This is a genomic window from Streptomyces peucetius, from assembly GCF_025854275.1.
Lineage (GTDB): Bacteria > Actinomycetota > Actinomycetes > Streptomycetales > Streptomycetaceae > Streptomyces > Streptomyces peucetius_A.
Genome location: NZ_CP107567.1, coordinates 1456877 through 1472248 on the forward strand (window position 1 = coordinate 1456877; position 15372 = coordinate 1472248).

Below are 15372 nucleotides of genomic sequence, written 5' to 3' on the forward strand. Positions count from 1 at the left end.
CGACGGCGGTCGCCCGTGGCGGCGGACGGCTCAGCCGGGGCCGATGCTGCTGCCGACGCCGCCGCCGGTGGCGTCACCGGCGGGGCGGATGCTCGCCGCGATCTCGTCCATCACCTCGAGGCCGGGTGCGGAGGAGGCCGCGTCGAAGGCGAAGCGGACGACCATCAGCGCCCCGGTGCCCGCGGGCGACGGGAAGGCGATCGTCTGGACGTAGCCGCCGGTGCTCTCGCCGGTGACGACCCGCCAGCGCACCAGGTAGCCCGCCTTGCCCGCGACGGCGACGTTCTGCGACTTGAGGACCTTGTGGGACTCGATGCCGCCGTGGGGGCGGTTGCCGAGCCGGTCCTCGCCGTACACGGCCTCCGCGGCCTCGGCGACGTCCTGCTCGGCGAGGGTCTTGGCCGTGGTGTCCGCCGACGGCGCGTTGGCCGCCAGGGAGGACACACGGGCATGCCGGCACAGTGAGGACCCACCCGCCGGGCAGTCGTACGTCTCGTCCACGTAGATCGTCGCGCCCTCCTCGAGGGAGCTGGTCGCCCGTACCCAGCCGTCCGGGATGGCGAGGGTGATGCCGTTGAGCTGGTCCTCGAGGACGGTGGCGTCGTTCGACTCGGTGGGCGACGGACCGGTGCTGTTCCCCGGGTTCTCCGGGTCGGCCGTCGCCGGGGCCGCCGGTGCGGTGCTGCTCGGGGACGCCTCGGGGGTGGACTCGCCCTCGTCCCCGCCGAGGAGTACGGCGCCGCCGGCGACCGCGGCGACGAGGACCACACCCGCGACGGCCAGTGCGATCAGCCGCCTGTTGCCGCCGCCTCCGGTGCCGCCGTCCCCCGCCTGCGGCATCGCAGCGGTGTGCGGCTGCGGGGGGCCGAACGACAGCCCCGGCCCGTACGGCTGGGCCTGCCCCTGCGCGCCGTCGCCGGCCTGGGCCGCGCGGGAGTGCGCGGTCCAGGCCGTGCCGTCCCACCAGCGTTCGGTGTGGGGCGCCTGGGGATCCGGGTACCAGCCGGGAGGGGTCGTCATGCTCATACCACCACCCTATGGGCGGTGGGGGGTCCGGCTACAGAGGGGTCACGTAGGCGCCGGAGATCCCGCCGTCGACCAGGAAGTCCGTGGCGTTGACGAACGACGAGTCGTCGCTGGCGAGGAAGGCGACGGCAGCGGCGATCTCGTCGGCCTCCGCGAACCGCCCGGCCGGGATGTGCACCAGACGGCGTGCGGCCCGCTCGGGGTCCTTGGCGAACAGTTCCTGGAGGAGAGGCGTGTTGACGGGGCCGGGGCACAGGGCGTTGACGCGGATGCCCTCGCGGGCGAACTGGACGCCGAGTTCGCGGGACATGGCGAGCACGCCGCCCTTGGAGGCCGTGTACGAGATCTGCGAGGTCGCGGCGCCCATGATGGCGACGAAGGACGCGGTGTTGATGATGGAGCCCCGGCCCTGGCGCTGCATGTAGGGGATGGCGGCCTTGCAGCAGAGGTACACGGAGGTGAGGTTGACCTCCTGGACGCGCCGCCACGCCTCGATGCCGGTGGTGAGGATCGAGTCGTCGTCGGGCGGCGAGATGCCGGCGTTGTTGAAGGCGACGTCGACGCTGCCGTAGGTGTCGTACGCCGCCTTGAACAGCGCCTCGACCTGCTCGGCGTCGGTGACGTCGACGCGTACGAAGGTGCCGCCGACCTCGTCGGCCGCGGCCTTGCCCGCGGTCTCGTCGATGTCGCCGCAGACGACCTTCGCGCCTTCGGAGGCGAGCCGGCGCGCAGCCGCCAGGCCGATGCCGCTGCCGGCGCCGGTGATCACTGCGGTGCGGCCTTCGAGGCGGCGGCAGAGCGGGGTCTCGGTCATGGTGTCTCAGGCCTCCGTGCTGATGAAGACGTTCTTGGTCTCGGTGAAAGCGGTGAGGGCGTCGGGGCCCAGTTCCCGGCCCAGGCCGGACTGCTTGTAGCCGCCGAACGGGGTCCAGTAGCGGACGCTGGAGTGGGAGTTGACGGAGAGGTTGCCCGCGCGGACGGCGCCGGCGACGCGCAGGGCGCGGCCCACGTCGCGGGTCCAGACGGATCCGGAGAGCCCGTACTCGGTGGCGTTCGCGAGCCGTACGGCGTCCTCCTCGTCCTCGAAGGGAAGCACGACGGCGACCGGCCCGAAGACCTCTTCGCAGGCGGCGGGGGCGTCGGGCGCGACGTCGGTGAGCACGGTCGGCGGGAACCAGAAGCCGGGTCCGCCGGGCGCGGTGCCCCGGATCGCCTTCGCGTCGTCGGGCACATAGCCGCGCACCCGGTCCAGTTGGGCACGTGAGATCAGCGGGCCCATCTGCGTCTTCTCGTCGGACGGGTCGCCGACGACGACGGACTCGACGGCGGGGGCGAGCAGACCGAGGAACCGGTCGTACACCGACGCCTGCACGAGGATGCGGGTGCGCGCGCAGCAGTCCTGGCCGCTGTTGTCGAGGAACGACATGGGGGTGGCGGCCGCGGCGGCGTCCAGGTCGGAGTCGGCGAAGACGATGTTGGGGCTCTTGCCGCCGAGTTCGAGGGTCACCCGCTTCACGCCGTCCGCGCACTTGGCCATGATGCTCTTGCCGACCCGGGTGGAGCCGGTGAAGACGATCTTCGCCACACCGGGGTGCTCGACGAGCGCGTTCCCGGCCACGTCGCCGGCTCCGGGCAGCACCTGGAAGAGGTCCTCCGGCAGGCCGGCCGCCAGGGCGAGTTCCGCGAGGCGCAGGGCGGTCAGGGGCGTGGTCTCGGCGGGCTTGAGCAGGACGGCGTTCCCGGCGGCGAGGGCGGGGGCGGTGCCCCAGGCCGCGATCGGCATGGGGAAGTTCCAGGGCGCGATCACGCCGACGACACCGAGGGGTTCGAGCAGCGTGACGTTCATGCCGCCGGGCACGGGAATCTGACGGCCGTTCAGCCGCTCCACTCCCCCGGCGGCGTAGTCGAGCAGATCGCGGACGTTGCCCGCCTCCCACCGGGCGTTGCCGATGGTGTGGCCGGCTTCGCGGACCTCCAGGCGGGCCAGTTCCTCGATGTGGTCGTCGACGACCACGGCGAAGCGGCGCAGCAGGCGGGCCCGGTCGGCGGGGAAGGCGGCGGCCCAGAGCCGCTGTGCCTTCGCGGCGCGGGCGACTGCGGCGTCCACCTCGGCCGGCGTGGTCGCGAGGACGGTTCGTACGACCTCTTCGGTGGCCGGGTCGAGTACGTCGTGGTGCGTGTACGCCAAGGGATGCCTCACATGCGTTCGAAGGAGCGGCGGAGCTCCCAGTCGGTCACCGCGGAGTCGAAGGCGTCGAGTTCGACGCGCGCCATGTTGCGGTAGTGGGCGACGACCTCGTCGCCGAAGGCGGCCTTGGCGATCGGGCTGGTCTCCCAGAGCTCGGCGGCCTCGCGCAGGGTGGTGGGGACGTGTTCGTAGTCGGCGGAGTAGGCGTTTCCGGTGCAGGCGTCCGGCAGTTCGAGCTGCTGCTCGATGCCGTGCAGACCGGCGGCGACGAGGGCGGCGACGGCCAGGTGCGGGTTGACGTCACCGCCGGGCAGCCGGTTCTCGAACCGCAGGGAGCGTCCGTGGCCGACGATCCGCAGGGCGCAGGTGCGGTTGTCGTATCCCCAGGCGACGGCGGTGGGGGCGAAGGAACCGGGCCGGAACCGCTTGTAGGAGTTGACGGTCGGCGCGTACAGCAGCGAGAAGTCCCGCAGCGCCGCGAGCTGGCCCGCGAGGAAGTGGCGCATGACGGGGGACATCCCGCCCGGGCCGTCGCCGGCCATGACGCCCCGGCCGTCGGCGTCCTGGAGCGAGAGGTGGATGTGGCAGGAGTTGCCCTCGCGCTCGTTGTACTTGGCCATGAAGGTGAGCGAGACGCCCTCCTGGGCGGCGATCTCCTTCGCGCCGGTCTTGTAGACGGCGTGCTGGTCGCAGGTGACGAGGGCCTCGTCGTAGCGGAAGACGATCTCGTGCTGGCCGGGGTTGCACTCGCCCTTGGCTGACTCGACGGTCAGGCCGGCGCCGGTCATCTCGTTGCGGATGCGGCGCAGCAGGGGCTCGATGCGGCCGGTGCCGAGGACGGAGTAGTCGATGTTGTACTGGTTGGCCGGGGTGAGGGCGCGGTATCCGCTGTCCCAGGCCTGTTCGTAGGTGTCCTTGAAGACGATGAACTCGAGCTCGGTGCCGACGTGCGCCGTGTATCCGTGCTCCGCGAGGCGTTCCAGCTGGCGGCGGAGGATCTGGCGGGGGGCGGCGACGACGGGTGAGCCGTCGTTCCACGCCAGGTCGGCGACGACGAGTGCGGTGCCCTCGTTCCAGGGAATCCGGCGCAGCGTGGTGAGATCCGGGTGCATGGCGAAGTCGCCGTAGCCGCGTTCCCAGGACGACATCTCGTATCCGTCGACCGTGTTCATCTCGGTGTCGACGGCAAGGAGGTAGTTGCAGCCCTCGGTGCCGTGCTCGAGGACCTCGTCGAGGAAGAAGGGGGCGGCGAACCGCTTTCCCTGGAGACGTCCCTGCATGTCGGGGAAGGCCAGGACGACGGTGTCGATCTCGCCGCTCGCGACGAGGGCCCGCAGCTCGTCGAGGGCGAGCGGTGGTTGTCGGTCTGCCACGGGATTGCTCCTCCTTGGGTCAGCCAGGAGTCATAAGGTATTGCTGGAGACCATTGATTGGGAAGGGGAAACGGCGAGGTGACGAAGACAGAGGGGACGACGGACGGGCCCGCGGACCGGCTGACGCCCGTGCTGCGCCCCGTACGCGCGGGCAACGGCTTCGAGGAGGCGCTCGAACAGATCCTTCAGCTGCTGCGCCTCGGACTGGTCCCGGGCGGGGAGCGGCTGCCGGCGGAACGGGAGCTGGCCGAGCGCATGGGCATCAGCCGGGTCACCCTCCGCGAAGTGCTCAAGGTCCTCACCGACCAGGGCCTGGTGGAGAGCCGGCGCGGCCGCTACGGCGGAACGTTTGTCCTCCACCGCCCCGACAGCACCGGCGAGGAGGAGCTGCGGCGCCGGGTCGCGGACGTGGACGTGGAGGACACCCTGCGCTTCCGCGAGGTGCTGGAGGTGGGCGCGGCCGGGCTGTGCGCCGCCCACGGCCTGACGGAGCAAGGGGCACGGCAGTTGCGGACCGCGCTGACCGCGACGCACGACGCCCCCTTGCAGGAGTACCGCAGGCAGGACACGCTGCTCCATCTGACGCTGGCCGAACTGTCCGGCTCCGCCTCGCTCACCGCCCAGTACGCGGCGGTGCGGGCCGAGCTGAACGATCTGCTCGACTGCATCCCGCTGCTGGTGCGGAATCTGGAGCACTCGCAGCACCAGCACACGGCCCTCGTCGAGGCGGTGCTGGACGGCGATCCGGACGCGGCGCGCGAGGTGATGCGCGAGCACTGCGAGGGGACGGCGGCGCTGCTGCGGGGCTTCCTGCCGTGACGCCGGCGCGGGGCCGGGTGGGGGTCAGGCAGGCCCGGCCCGCGCAGGGGCGCACGGTGAATCCGTGACGCCGGCTTTACGCACAGGGCTTGCGCTGCCGCCGCACGGCCGCAAAGGTGTCCGCACAAACCTTTGACCTGAGCCAGGAGCGACCATGGCCGACGGCACCACATCGCGCACCCCGTCCACCGCTCCCCCGTCGTCCGAGCCCCGAGGGGCCGAAGGGGACGCCTATCTGAACCGGCGCACCCTGCGCAGAGGCAGCGCCGGCTGGCTGCTGCTGACCGGCCTCGGCGTCGCGTACGTCGTCTCCGGCGACTTCTCCGGCTGGAACATCGGACTCTCCAAGGGCGGCTTCGGCGGGCTCGCCGTCGCCCTCGTCCTGATGGGCGCGATGTACGCCTGTCTGGTCTTCGCGCTCGCCGAGCTGTCCGCGATCCTGCCCACCGCGGGCGGCGGCTACGGCTTCGCCCGACGCGCGCTCGGCCCGTGGGGCGGCTTCCTCACCGGCACCGCCATCCTCATCGAGTACATCCTCGCGCCCGCCGCGATCTCCATCTTCATCGGCGACTACGTCGAATCACTGGGGCTCTTCGGCCTGGAATCCGGCTGGCCGGTCTATCTGGCCTGCTTCGCGGTCTTCATCGGCATCCACCTCTGGGGTGTCGGCGAGGCACTGCGCTTCAGCCTGGTGGTGACCGCGATCGCGGTCGCGGCACTGCTGATCTTCGCGGTGGGTGCGTTCACCGAGTTCAGCGCCGGCGGCCTCGACGACATCCCCGTCGACACAGAGGCGTTCGGAGCGAGCTCCTGGCTGCCGTTCGGCCTGCTGGGGATCTGGGCCGCGTTCCCGTTCGGCATGTGGTTCTTCCTCGGTGTCGAGGGCGTGCCGCTCGCCGCGGAGGAGGCGAAGGACCCGGTGCGGTCCATGCCGAAGGCGCTGTCGATCTCCATGGGGATCCTGGTGCTGCTCGCGCTGCTGACCTTCTTCGCGGCGAGCGGCGCCCGCGGTTCCGCCGCCATCCAGGAGGCCGGCAACCCGCTGGTGGTCGCGCTGCAGGGCGACGGCGACCCGACCGCGCTGAGCCGCTTCGTCAACTACGCGGGCCTCGCGGGTCTGGTGGCGTCCTTCTTCTCCCTGATCTACGCGGGCTCCCGGCAGCTCTTCGCCCTCTCACGCGCCGGGTACCTGCCGCGCTTCCTGTCCCTGACCAGCCGCCGCAAGTCCCCCTATCTCGGGCTGCTGATCCCCGGCGCGATCGGCTTCGCGCTCGCGGCGGGCACCGGGAACGGCGCGCGGATGCTGAACATCGCCGTCTTCGGTGCGACGATCAGCTACGCGCTGATGGCTCTGTCGCACATCGTCCTGCGGCGCCGCGAGCCGGAGCTGCCGCGTCCGTACCGCACGCCGGGTGGTGTCGTCACCTCGTCGGTCGCCTTCGTGCTGGCACTGTCGGCGCTGGTGGCCACGTTCCTGGTGGACAAGGACGCGGCGTTCATGGCACTCGGCGTGTACGCCGTGGCACTCGCCTACTTCGCGCTCTACAGCCGCCATCGTCTGGTGGCACGGGCACCGGAGGAGGAGTTCGCGGCGCTGGCGGCCGCGGAGGCCGAACTGGAACGCAAGTAGCGGGAACCCGAGCAGCGGGAACGGAAGCGGAGAGAGGCGTTGTCGTCGTGTCGCAGCCACTGATCGGGGTCAGTACGTACTGGGAGGCGGCCGCGCGGTGGGGCGTATGGGAGCTGCCCGCCGCGCTGCTGCCGGCCGGGTATCCCCGCCTCGTCCAGGCGGCGGGCGGCCTCGCGGCGATGCTTCCGCCGGACGAGCCGTCCCTTGCCGAGTCCGTCGTGGCCCGCCTCGACGGAATCGTCGTCGCGGGCGGCCCGGACGTGGCACCGGAGCGGTACGGCTCCGAGCGCGATCCCCGCACGGGGCCGCCGGCGCCTGAACGGGACGCCTGGGAGCTGGCGCTGATCCGTGCGGCCCTCGCGTCCGGGACACCGCTGCTCGGCATCTGCCGCGGCATGCAACTGCTGAACGTCGCACTCGGCGGGACGCTGGTGCAGCACCTCGACGGCCACGCCGAGAGCGTCGGCGCCTTCGGCACGCACCCGGTGAAGCCGGTGCCGGGCACGCTGTACGGCTCACTGGTCCCGGAGACGTCCGAGGTCCCGACGTACCACCACCAGTCCGTGGACCGGCTGGGACGGGGTCTTGTGGCGAGCGCGTACGCGGAGGACGGGACGGTGGAGGCGGTGGAGGCGGGGGCAGCGGGGGCGGGCTGGGTGCTGGGGGTGCAGTGGCACCCGGAGATGGGGACGGACCGGCGGGTGATGACGGGCCTCGTGGACGCGGCGCGCACGTAGCGCTGCGCGGAGCCGTTTCCCCTCCCCGCCCCTTTCCGAAACCGGGGGCTCCGCCCCCGGTTTCGGAAAGGGGCGGGGAGGCGACAAGCCCGCCGCAGGCGCCACCCACCCGCACCCGCACCGCCCCGCGCCACCCCCACGTCACCCCCGCGTCAGCCCCAGCAGGTCCCGCGCCGGCCCCGTCGGCCGCTGGGCGTGCGGCCAGACCGCCCGCAGGTCGCGTTCGAGGGCCACGCCCTCCACCGGCACCCGCGTCAGACGGCGCGAGGACAGCTCCTCGGTCACCGCGAGCTCGCTCAGGACCGCCGGCCCCGCCCCGCTCACGGCCGCCGCCTTCACCGCCGTGGTGGAGGCGAGTTCCATCAGCGGGGCGGAGAGCCCGCCGTACCGGGAAAGCGCCGAGTCGAGCACCTGCCGGGTACCGGATCCCCGTTCCCGCAGCACCAGCGGCGTCCTGGCCAGTTCCTCCGGTGTCAGGGGGGCCCGGCGCCGCCGGGCCCACGCATGGCCGGGGGCGGCGACGACGAACAGCCGGTCGTGGCCGATGACCGTGCCGTCCAGGCCGTCGGGGACGGAGAGGCCCTCGACGAAGCCCAGGTCGGCCTCGCCGGACAGCAGCCGTTCCGCCACCGCCGACGAGTTGCCCGCGATCAGCGAGACCGCCGTGTCGGGGCGGTCCGCACGCAGCGCGATCAGCCACCCGGGCAGCAGGTACTCGGCGATCGTCATGCTCGCCGCGACCCGCAGCCGCGAGTCGCGGCGGCCCCGCAGCGCCTGGGCGCCCGCGTCGAACGCCTCCGCCGCCTCCACGATCCGCCGGGCCCAGTCGGTTACCAGGGCGCCCGCCTCGGTCAGCCGGGAACCGCGCGGGGAGCGGTCGACGAGGGCGACGCCCAACTGGCGTTCCATCGAGCGGATGCGGCTGCTCGCGGCGGGCTGGGTGATGCCGACCTCGCGGGCCGCCCGTCCGAGGCTTCCGTGCCGGGCCACCGCGAGCAGCAGTTCCAGCGCCCCCAGGTCGGGCACCCGGTGGGTCAGCGGCACACGCGGCTCTTCGCTCATAAGACCAGCTTATGAGGCGATAGGGGCGAGGTCCCTGGTGGGGGCGGGTGCCCTCGGCGAACGTGAGGCCATGGTCACCGCCGTACAGCCTCTCCCCCGCACTCCCGGGCCGGCCCGGACCGCCGGCGCGCCCGCGTCCGCGCCCCGTCTGCCGTCGCTCCGGCATCTCGGCCCGAACTGGTACGCCGCCGTCATGGGGACGGCGATCGTCGCCGGCGCCGGGGTCGCGCTGCCGGTGGACGTCCCCGGTCTGCGGGCGGCGTGCACGGGAGTCTGGGCGCTGTCCGCGGTACTGCTGGCCGTCGTGCTCACCGCCCGGGCGGCGCACTGGGTCCACCACCGGGACCAGGCCCGTGCTCATCTTCTCGACCCCGCCGTGGCCCCGTTCTACGGCTGTCTGTCGATGGCGCTGCTGGCCGTCGGCGGCGGCACGCTCACGCTCGGCGCGGACGTGGTGGGCGAAGGTCCCGCGACCACGGCGGGGTTCGCGCTGTTCGGCGCGGGGACGTTCGTCGGCCTGGTGACCGCCGTCGCCGTGCCGTACCTGATGGTCGTACGGCACCGGCTCACGCCGGGCAGCGCGTCGCCGGTGTGGCTGCTGCCGGTCGTCGCCCCGATGGTGTCCGCGTCGACCGGGCCGCTGCTGGTGCCGCATCTGCCGCCCGGCCAGTGGCGGGAGGCGATGCTGCTCGCGAGCTACACGATGTTCGGCCTGAGTCTGCTGGCCACGATGCTCGTCCTGCCGGTGGTCTTCGCGCGGCTGGTGCACCACGGCCCGCTGCCGCTCGCGCTGACCCCGTCGCTGTTCCTCGTCCTCGGCCCGCTCGGCCAGTCGACGACCGCCGTGCACAAGCTGGCGGACGTCGCGCCGGAGGCGATCGAGGCGGCGTACGCGTCGGCGCTGGGCGCGCTGGCCCTGGTCCACGGTGTGCCGGTGATGGGGTTCGCCCTGCTGTGGCTGGCGCTCGCGGCGGCGATGGTGCTGCGGGCGGCCCGGCGCGGCATGCCGTTCACGATGGGCTGGTGGGCGTTCACCTTCCCGGTGGGCACGTGCGTGACCGGCGCGGGGGCGCTCGCGGAGCGGACGGGTCTGGTGGCCTACGCGTGGCTGTCCGTCGGGCTCTACGCGTTCCTCGTCACGGCGTGGGCGGTGGCCGCGGCGCTCACCGTGCGGGGTCTGCTGTGCCGGGAGCTGCTCGCCGCGCCCCGCTGAGCGCCGCGCCGAGCATCGCGGGCGCGCGGACGAGGGAGGGCCCGTACCAGGTCAGGTACCGCCCGTCGACGAGCGCGGCGGGCAGGCCGGGGAAGGCTTCCGGGCCGTCGTCGGCGGTGAAGCGGTACGGCTCGTCGGGCAGGACGACGGCCTCGGCGCCGCTCGCCCGCAGTTCGTCCAGCGGGATGCGCGGGTAGCGCTCGGTGTGTCCGGCGTACACGTTGACGACGCCGAGGCGGGCGAGCACGTCGCCGGCGAAGGTGTCGCGTCCGAGCACCATCCACGGCCGGCGCCATACGGGCACCACGGCCCGCAGCTCCGGCAGGGATTCGACCGCCGCCCACGCCTCCTGCGCCTCGTCGAGCCAGCGCGGCCGGGCGAGGGCACATCCGGTCACGAGCACCCGCTCCAGCTCGCGGAACGCCTGGTCGAGGCCCCGTACCTCGGTGACCAGCACCTCGGCGCCCGCCTCGCGCAGCGCGGTCAGGTCGGGCTCACGGTTCTCCTCCTCGTTGGCGATCACCCGGTCGGGCCGCAGTGCCAGCACCGCCGCCACGTCCGGGTTCTTGGTGCCGCCGATCCGCCGGGCGTCGAGACCGGGCGGACGGCTGCACCAGTCGGTGACGCCGACGAGGAGACCGGGCGCGGTGACGGCGATCGCCTCGGTCAGCGAGGGAACCAGGGAAACGACGCGCACGGGGCCGCCTCAGCCGCGCGGGTCGCTGGTCGTGGCGATGTACTCGGAGACCGCGACGACGAGGATGCGGGTGTCCGGCGTGGTGGCGCGCCAGCGGTGCCGTACGCCGCCGGACAGGAAGAGCGCGTCGCCGGGGCCCAGCCGGTAGGCCCGGCCCTCCGCCTCGACCTCGACGGCGCCGTCCGCGACGTACAGCAGCTCGTCGTTGCGGTGCTCGAACTCGCGGCCGGTCTCCTGTTCGCCGGTGAACTCCAGCGCGTTCAGCTGGTGCCGCCCGCGCACCAGGGCGCGGATGCCGTCGGTGGGACCGGAGGAACGGGCATCGTCACCGGCGCGCACGAGGTCGACGGTGCGTCCCGCGTCGGAGGCGGCGAGCAGCCGCTGCGCGGTGGTGTCGAGGGCGTCGGCGACCCGCTGGAGGGAGCGCATGCTGGGCCGGGCCCGCTCGTTCTCGATCTGGCTGAGGAAGGGCACGGAGAGTCCGCTGCGGGCGGCGACGGCGGCCAGTGTGAGGCCGAGGTTCCTGCGGCGTTTGCGCACGGCCGCGCCCACCCGGAGAGGTTCTTCCCTCTCCTTGGTGTCCTTCGCGTCCTTCGCGTCCATGGGCCGGGCTCCCCTCCCCTGGGTCCTGTCTCACCATACGCATCATCGGTCCAGCCGTACTCGACAAGCGCGTGAGCAAAGGCCTCCGAGGGGGCCGGAGGGACGCGGACAGGTACCGGAAAGGGGTGGATCCCGCCGTATCGGCCGGATCCACCCCTTCGCGTGAGGGCCCGGGGCTCGTGTCCGCACGGGCCCCGGCGGGCTACCGCGGTGCGATCTCGTCCGCGATGCCCGGGTTCTGCTCCATCCAGGCCTTGACGGCCTCCTCCTCGTGTCCCGTGCCGTACTTCTGGATCTCGTTCTCCAGTCCGGCGAGCTGCTTCTCGTCGAGCTTGAAGTCCTTGAACCACTTCGTGAGCTGCGGGTACTGCCGGGGGAAGTTCTTGGAGGCGACGGTGTGGATCTCGTCGCCCCCGCCGAAGGACTTCTTCGGGTCGGCGAGCTTGGTCAGCTCGTACTCGCTGTAGGCCCAGTGCGGGGTCCACAGCATGACCGCGATCGGCTCCTTCTTGGCGTACGAGCGCTTCAGCTCCGCGAGCATGCCCGGGGTTGAGCTGTCGACGACCTCGAACTCGCCCTCGAGACCGTAGTCCGGCAGGACCTTGTTCTTGAGGATGTTCATGGTCTCGGTGCCGGGCTCGATGCCGACGATGCGGCCCTTGAACTCGTCGCCGCGGCCCTTGAGGTCGGCCAGGGAGTCGACCCCGTCGACGTACGAGGGCACTGCGAGTTCCAGGGACGTGGGCCCGTACCAGGCGCCGAGGTCGGTGAGCCGGTCACCGTACTTGTCCCAGTACTTCTTCTGCGTGATCGGCAGCCAGCCGTCGAACTGCACGTCGATCTGGCCGCGGGAGAGCGCGGTGTACATCGGGCCGACCTCGAACTGCTTGAGGTTCATCGTGTAGCCGCGCTCCTCGAGGACCGCCTTCCACAGGTAGGTGGCGGCGATGTCCTCCTCCCACGGGAACCAGGCGACGTTCAGGGGACGGTCGCGCTCGTCCTTGCCGCCCTTGCCCGCCGTGCCGCTCCGGTCCACCGGAGCCCACTTGCCGGCGAGGTCCGGGTTCTCCTTCAGCCAGGCGCGGACGGCTTCCTGCTCCTTGCCCTTGCCCGTCTCCTGGATCTTCGCCTCGAGACCGGTGAGCTGCTCCTCGGTCATCTTGAAGTCGTTCAGCCACTTGCCGACCTGGGGGAACTCCTCGGAGAAGCCCTTGCGCGCGAGGGTGTGCACACCGTCGCCCTTGCCCCAGGAGCCCTTGGGATCCTTGAGCTTCTTCAGGTCGTAGGTGCTGTACGCCCAGTGCGGCGACCACAGGGTGGTGACGATGGGCTCCTTCTTGTCGTACGCGCGCTTCAGCTCGGCCAGCATGCCGGGCGTGGAGCCGTCGACGACCTTGTACTCGCCCTCGAGGCCGTAGTCCTTCAGGACCTTGTCCTTGAGGATGCCCATCATCCCGGCGCTCGGCTCGATGCCGATGATCCGGCCGTCGAACTCCTCCGACCTGCCCTTGAGGTCCTCGAGGGAGTCGACGCCCTTCATGTAGGCGGGGACGGACAGCTCGAGCGAGGTGGGGCCGTACCAGGAGCCCAGGTCCTCGAGCTTGTCCTGGTACTTCTCCATGTACGAGGCGTGGGTGACCGGCAGCCAGGCGTCGGTCTGGAAGTCGATCTGCCCGCCTGCGAGTCCGGTGTAGAGCGAACCGGCCTCCAGCTGCTTGGTGTCGACCTCGAAGCCGCGCTGCTCCAGCAGCTCCTTCCACAGGAAGGTGGAGGCGATGCCCTCGTCCCACGGGATGTAGCCGATGGAGACCTTCTTGCCGTCCCCGATCCTCGACGCGTCCGCGGCGGTGTCCGACCTGTCGCCGCCGAACATGTTCATGCCGCCTGCCACGAGGGCGAGGACGACGATGCCGACGACCGCGACGGCGGGCTGCGGGCGGTGGTCCCAGATCTTCAGCCCGCCGGCCATGGCACGCGCCTTGGCGAGCGCGCGGCGGCCGAGCGGCGAGACCTGGCGGCCCAGCGCACCGGTCATCCGGTCGAGGTACATGGCGAGGATGACGATCGAGACGCCGGCCTCGAAACCGAGGCCGATGTCGACGTTGCCGATGGCCCGGTAGACGGCGCCGCCGAGGCCACCGCCGCCGACCATGCCGGCGATGACGACCATGGACAGGCCCAGCATGATGACCTGGTTGATACCGGCCATGATCGTCGGCAGGGCGAGCGGGAGCTGCACCCGGATCAGTGTGTTGCGCGGGGTGGTGCCGAAGGCCTCCGCGGCCTCGACGAGCTCCTCGTCGACCTGCCGGATACCGAGTTCGGTCATCCGTACGCCGGGCGGCAGGGCGAAGATGATCGTGGCGATGATGCCGGGGACCACGCCGACGCCGAAGAAGATGATGCCGGGGATCAGATAGACCATCGCGGGCATCGTCTGCATGAAGTCGAGCACCGGCCGGACGATCGTGCTGACCGTCTTCGACCGCGAGGCCCAGATGCCGAGCGGAACGGCGATCGCGAGCGTCACGAGGGTGGCGACGAGCACCAGCGAAAGGGTCGACATGGCGTCGTCCCACAGTTCGACGGCGTCGATCAGCGCGAAGCCCGCGAAGGCGAGGACACCGGCGAGCAGCCCGCGCAGCCACCACGCGACGACCGCGAGGATGCCGGCGAAGAGCAGCGGCGCCGGCGCGGAGAGCGCCGCGTCGATGGCGTCGTACATTCCGGTGACGAGCGAGCTGATCGCGTCGAACAGCCAGGACAGATGGCGCTGGAGCCAGTCGACACCGCTGTCGACCCAGTCGCCGAGGGGGAGCCTAGGCACGGGCCACCGCCTGGTGCGCCGGGGCGGCGGGCTTGCCGAGGTCCGGCGCGGACTGCGCGGGCACGGCCGGCGGCGGGGCGGGCGTCATCGGCTCGCCGAGGACGGCGAGCAGACGGGCCCTGGGTACGACGCCGATCAGTTCGCCCTCGTCGTCGGTCACGGCGACGGCCACGCCGCTGGTGGAGCAGGGCGTGAACAGCTCGATGATCGGCGTGTCGGCGGGGACGGTCGCGGGCGCGGCGGCCAGCACGTCGGCGGCGTCGCGCAGTTCCTTGCCGCTGTCCGTCTTCGTGCCGTACGCCGTCTCCGGGTCGGCCATGATCGCGCCGGCGGTGAGCACCCGGGAGCGGTCGACGTCCTGGGTGAAGGAGGCGACGTAGTCGTTGGCCGGGGTGACGAGGATGTCCTCGGCGGTGCCGAGCTGGACGATCCTGCCGTCGCGCATGACGGCGATCGAGTCACCGAGCCGCATGGCCTCGTTGAGGTCGTGGGTGATGAAGACGATGGTCTTCTTCAGGCGCTTCTGGAGTTCGAGCAGCTGGTCCTGCATGTCGCGGCGGATCAGCGGGTCGAGGGCGCTGAAGGACTCGTCCATCAGCAACAGGTCGGCGTCGGTGGCGAGCGCGCGGGCGAGGCCGACGCGCTGCTGCATGCCGCCGGACAGCTCGTCGGGCCAGGACTTCTCCCAGCCGCCGAGGCCGACCAGTTCCAGGGCCTCCTTGGCGCGCCGGTCGCGTTCGGCGCGGGGGACGCCCTGGACCTCGAGCCCGTAGCCGGCGTTCTCGAGAACGCTGCGGTGCGGGAAGAGCGCGAAGTGCTGGAACACCATGCTGATCTTGGTGGACCGTACGGTCCGCAGGTCGCGGCCGGTCAGGCCGGTCAGGTCCTGGCCGTCGAAGAGCACGCGTCCGGCGGTGGGCTCCAGGAGCCCGTTGAGCATGCGCAGCAGTGTGGACTTGCCGGAGCCGGAGAGACCCATGACGACGAATATCTGGCCCGGCTCGACCGTGAAGGAGGCGTCGACGACCGCTGCGGTTGTGCCGTCGGCGCGCAGCTCGTCGCGGTCGGCGCCGCCTTCGAGCCTGGTCACCGCTTCGTCGGGTCGTCTGCCGAACACTTTGTACAAGTGCTCTGCCTGCAGCCTGGACACATACACCTCACGGGTCGAACCGGAAAACGGCCCGCCACCCCCGCCGG

13 protein-coding genes are annotated in these 15372 nt (G+C 71.9%); 4 read left to right on the top strand and 9 right to left on the bottom strand.

Annotation, left to right across the window (positions count from 1 at the left end):
• Positions 1–30 precede the first annotated feature (30 nt).
• Genes OGH68_RS06715 through OGH68_RS06730 form a run of 4 tightly spaced genes read right to left on the bottom strand, consistent with a single transcriptional unit; the run spans position 31 to position 4587 of the window.
• On the bottom strand, positions 31–1026 hold the full coding sequence (locus tag OGH68_RS06715) for a DUF2510 domain-containing protein (protein ID WP_319020184.1): 996 nt from the start codon (positions 1024–1026) through the stop codon (positions 31–33).
• A 31-nt stretch (positions 1027–1057) separates the two neighbouring features.
• Complete coding sequence (locus tag OGH68_RS06720; RefSeq protein ID WP_264242400.1) at positions 1058–1840, bottom strand: 3-oxoacyl-ACP reductase; 783 nt, start codon at positions 1838–1840, stop codon at positions 1058–1060.
• Between the two features lie 6 nt (positions 1841–1846).
• A complete protein-coding gene (locus tag OGH68_RS06725) occupies positions 1847–3214 on the bottom strand; it encodes an aldehyde dehydrogenase family protein (protein ID WP_264242401.1) in 1368 nt (455 codons plus the stop codon).
• Positions 3215–3222: 8 nt separating this feature from the next.
• Positions 3223–4587, bottom strand: a complete 1365-nt coding sequence (locus OGH68_RS06730) for a glutamine synthetase family protein (RefSeq protein WP_264242402.1) — start codon at positions 4585–4587, stop codon at positions 3223–3225.
• Positions 4588–4665: 78 nt separating this feature from the next.
• Between OGH68_RS06730 and OGH68_RS06735 the strand changes: the two genes are divergently transcribed.
• The 3 genes from OGH68_RS06735 to OGH68_RS06745 all read left to right on the top strand — a co-directional run bounded on the left by OGH68_RS06735 (position 4666) and on the right by OGH68_RS06745 (position 7773).
• On the top strand, positions 4666–5406 hold the full coding sequence (locus tag OGH68_RS06735; RefSeq protein ID WP_264242403.1) for a FadR/GntR family transcriptional regulator: 741 nt from the start codon (positions 4666–4668) through the stop codon (positions 5404–5406).
• 154 nt (positions 5407–5560) lie between these two features.
• On the top strand, positions 5561–7036 hold the full coding sequence (gene eat / locus OGH68_RS06740; protein ID WP_264242404.1) for an ethanolamine permease: 1476 nt from the start codon (positions 5561–5563) through the stop codon (positions 7034–7036).
• Positions 7037–7083: 47 nt separating this feature from the next.
• Entirely contained in the window at positions 7084–7773 is a 690-nt protein-coding gene (locus OGH68_RS06745) for a gamma-glutamyl-gamma-aminobutyrate hydrolase family protein (protein WP_264242405.1), read from the top strand.
• A gap of 141 nt (positions 7774–7914) precedes the next feature.
• On the opposite strand, the gene OGH68_RS06750 is transcribed toward OGH68_RS06745, so the two are convergent.
• Positions 7915–8835 carry a LysR family transcriptional regulator gene (locus tag OGH68_RS06750; protein ID WP_264242406.1) on the bottom strand — a complete coding sequence of 307 codons (921 nt, stop codon included), beginning with the start codon at positions 8833–8835 and terminating at the stop codon, positions 7915–7917.
• 70 nt (positions 8836–8905) lie between these two features.
• Here OGH68_RS06750 and OGH68_RS06755 point away from each other — a divergent pair, with 70 nt between their 5' ends.
• A complete protein-coding gene (locus tag OGH68_RS06755; protein ID WP_264242407.1) occupies positions 8906–10048 on the top strand; it encodes a TDT family transporter in 1143 nt (380 codons plus the stop codon).
• Here OGH68_RS06755 and OGH68_RS06760 read toward each other — a convergent pair.
• The 4 genes from OGH68_RS06760 to OGH68_RS06775 form a co-directional block, all read right to left on the bottom strand.
• A complete protein-coding gene (locus OGH68_RS06760) occupies positions 9999–10745 on the bottom strand; it encodes a helical backbone metal receptor (RefSeq protein ID WP_264242408.1) in 747 nt (248 codons plus the stop codon). The genes OGH68_RS06755 and OGH68_RS06760 overlap by 50 nt on opposite strands.
• 9 nt (positions 10746–10754) lie before the next feature.
• Positions 10755–11348: a helix-turn-helix domain-containing protein gene (locus tag OGH68_RS06765; RefSeq protein WP_264242409.1), complete on the bottom strand. Its 594-nt coding sequence runs from the start codon at positions 11346–11348 to the stop codon at positions 10755–10757.
• Positions 11349–11550: 202 nt separating this feature from the next.
• Positions 11551–14175 carry an ABC transporter permease/substrate binding protein gene (locus OGH68_RS06770; RefSeq protein WP_264242410.1) on the bottom strand — a complete coding sequence of 875 codons (2625 nt, stop codon included), beginning with the start codon at positions 14173–14175 and terminating at the stop codon, positions 11551–11553.
• Positions 14168–15325 carry a quaternary amine ABC transporter ATP-binding protein gene (locus OGH68_RS06775; protein WP_264242411.1) on the bottom strand — a complete coding sequence of 386 codons (1158 nt, stop codon included), beginning with the start codon at positions 15323–15325 and terminating at the stop codon, positions 14168–14170. The genes OGH68_RS06770 and OGH68_RS06775 overlap by 8 nt, the downstream gene beginning before the upstream one ends.
• Positions 15326–15372: the final 47 nt, after the last annotated feature.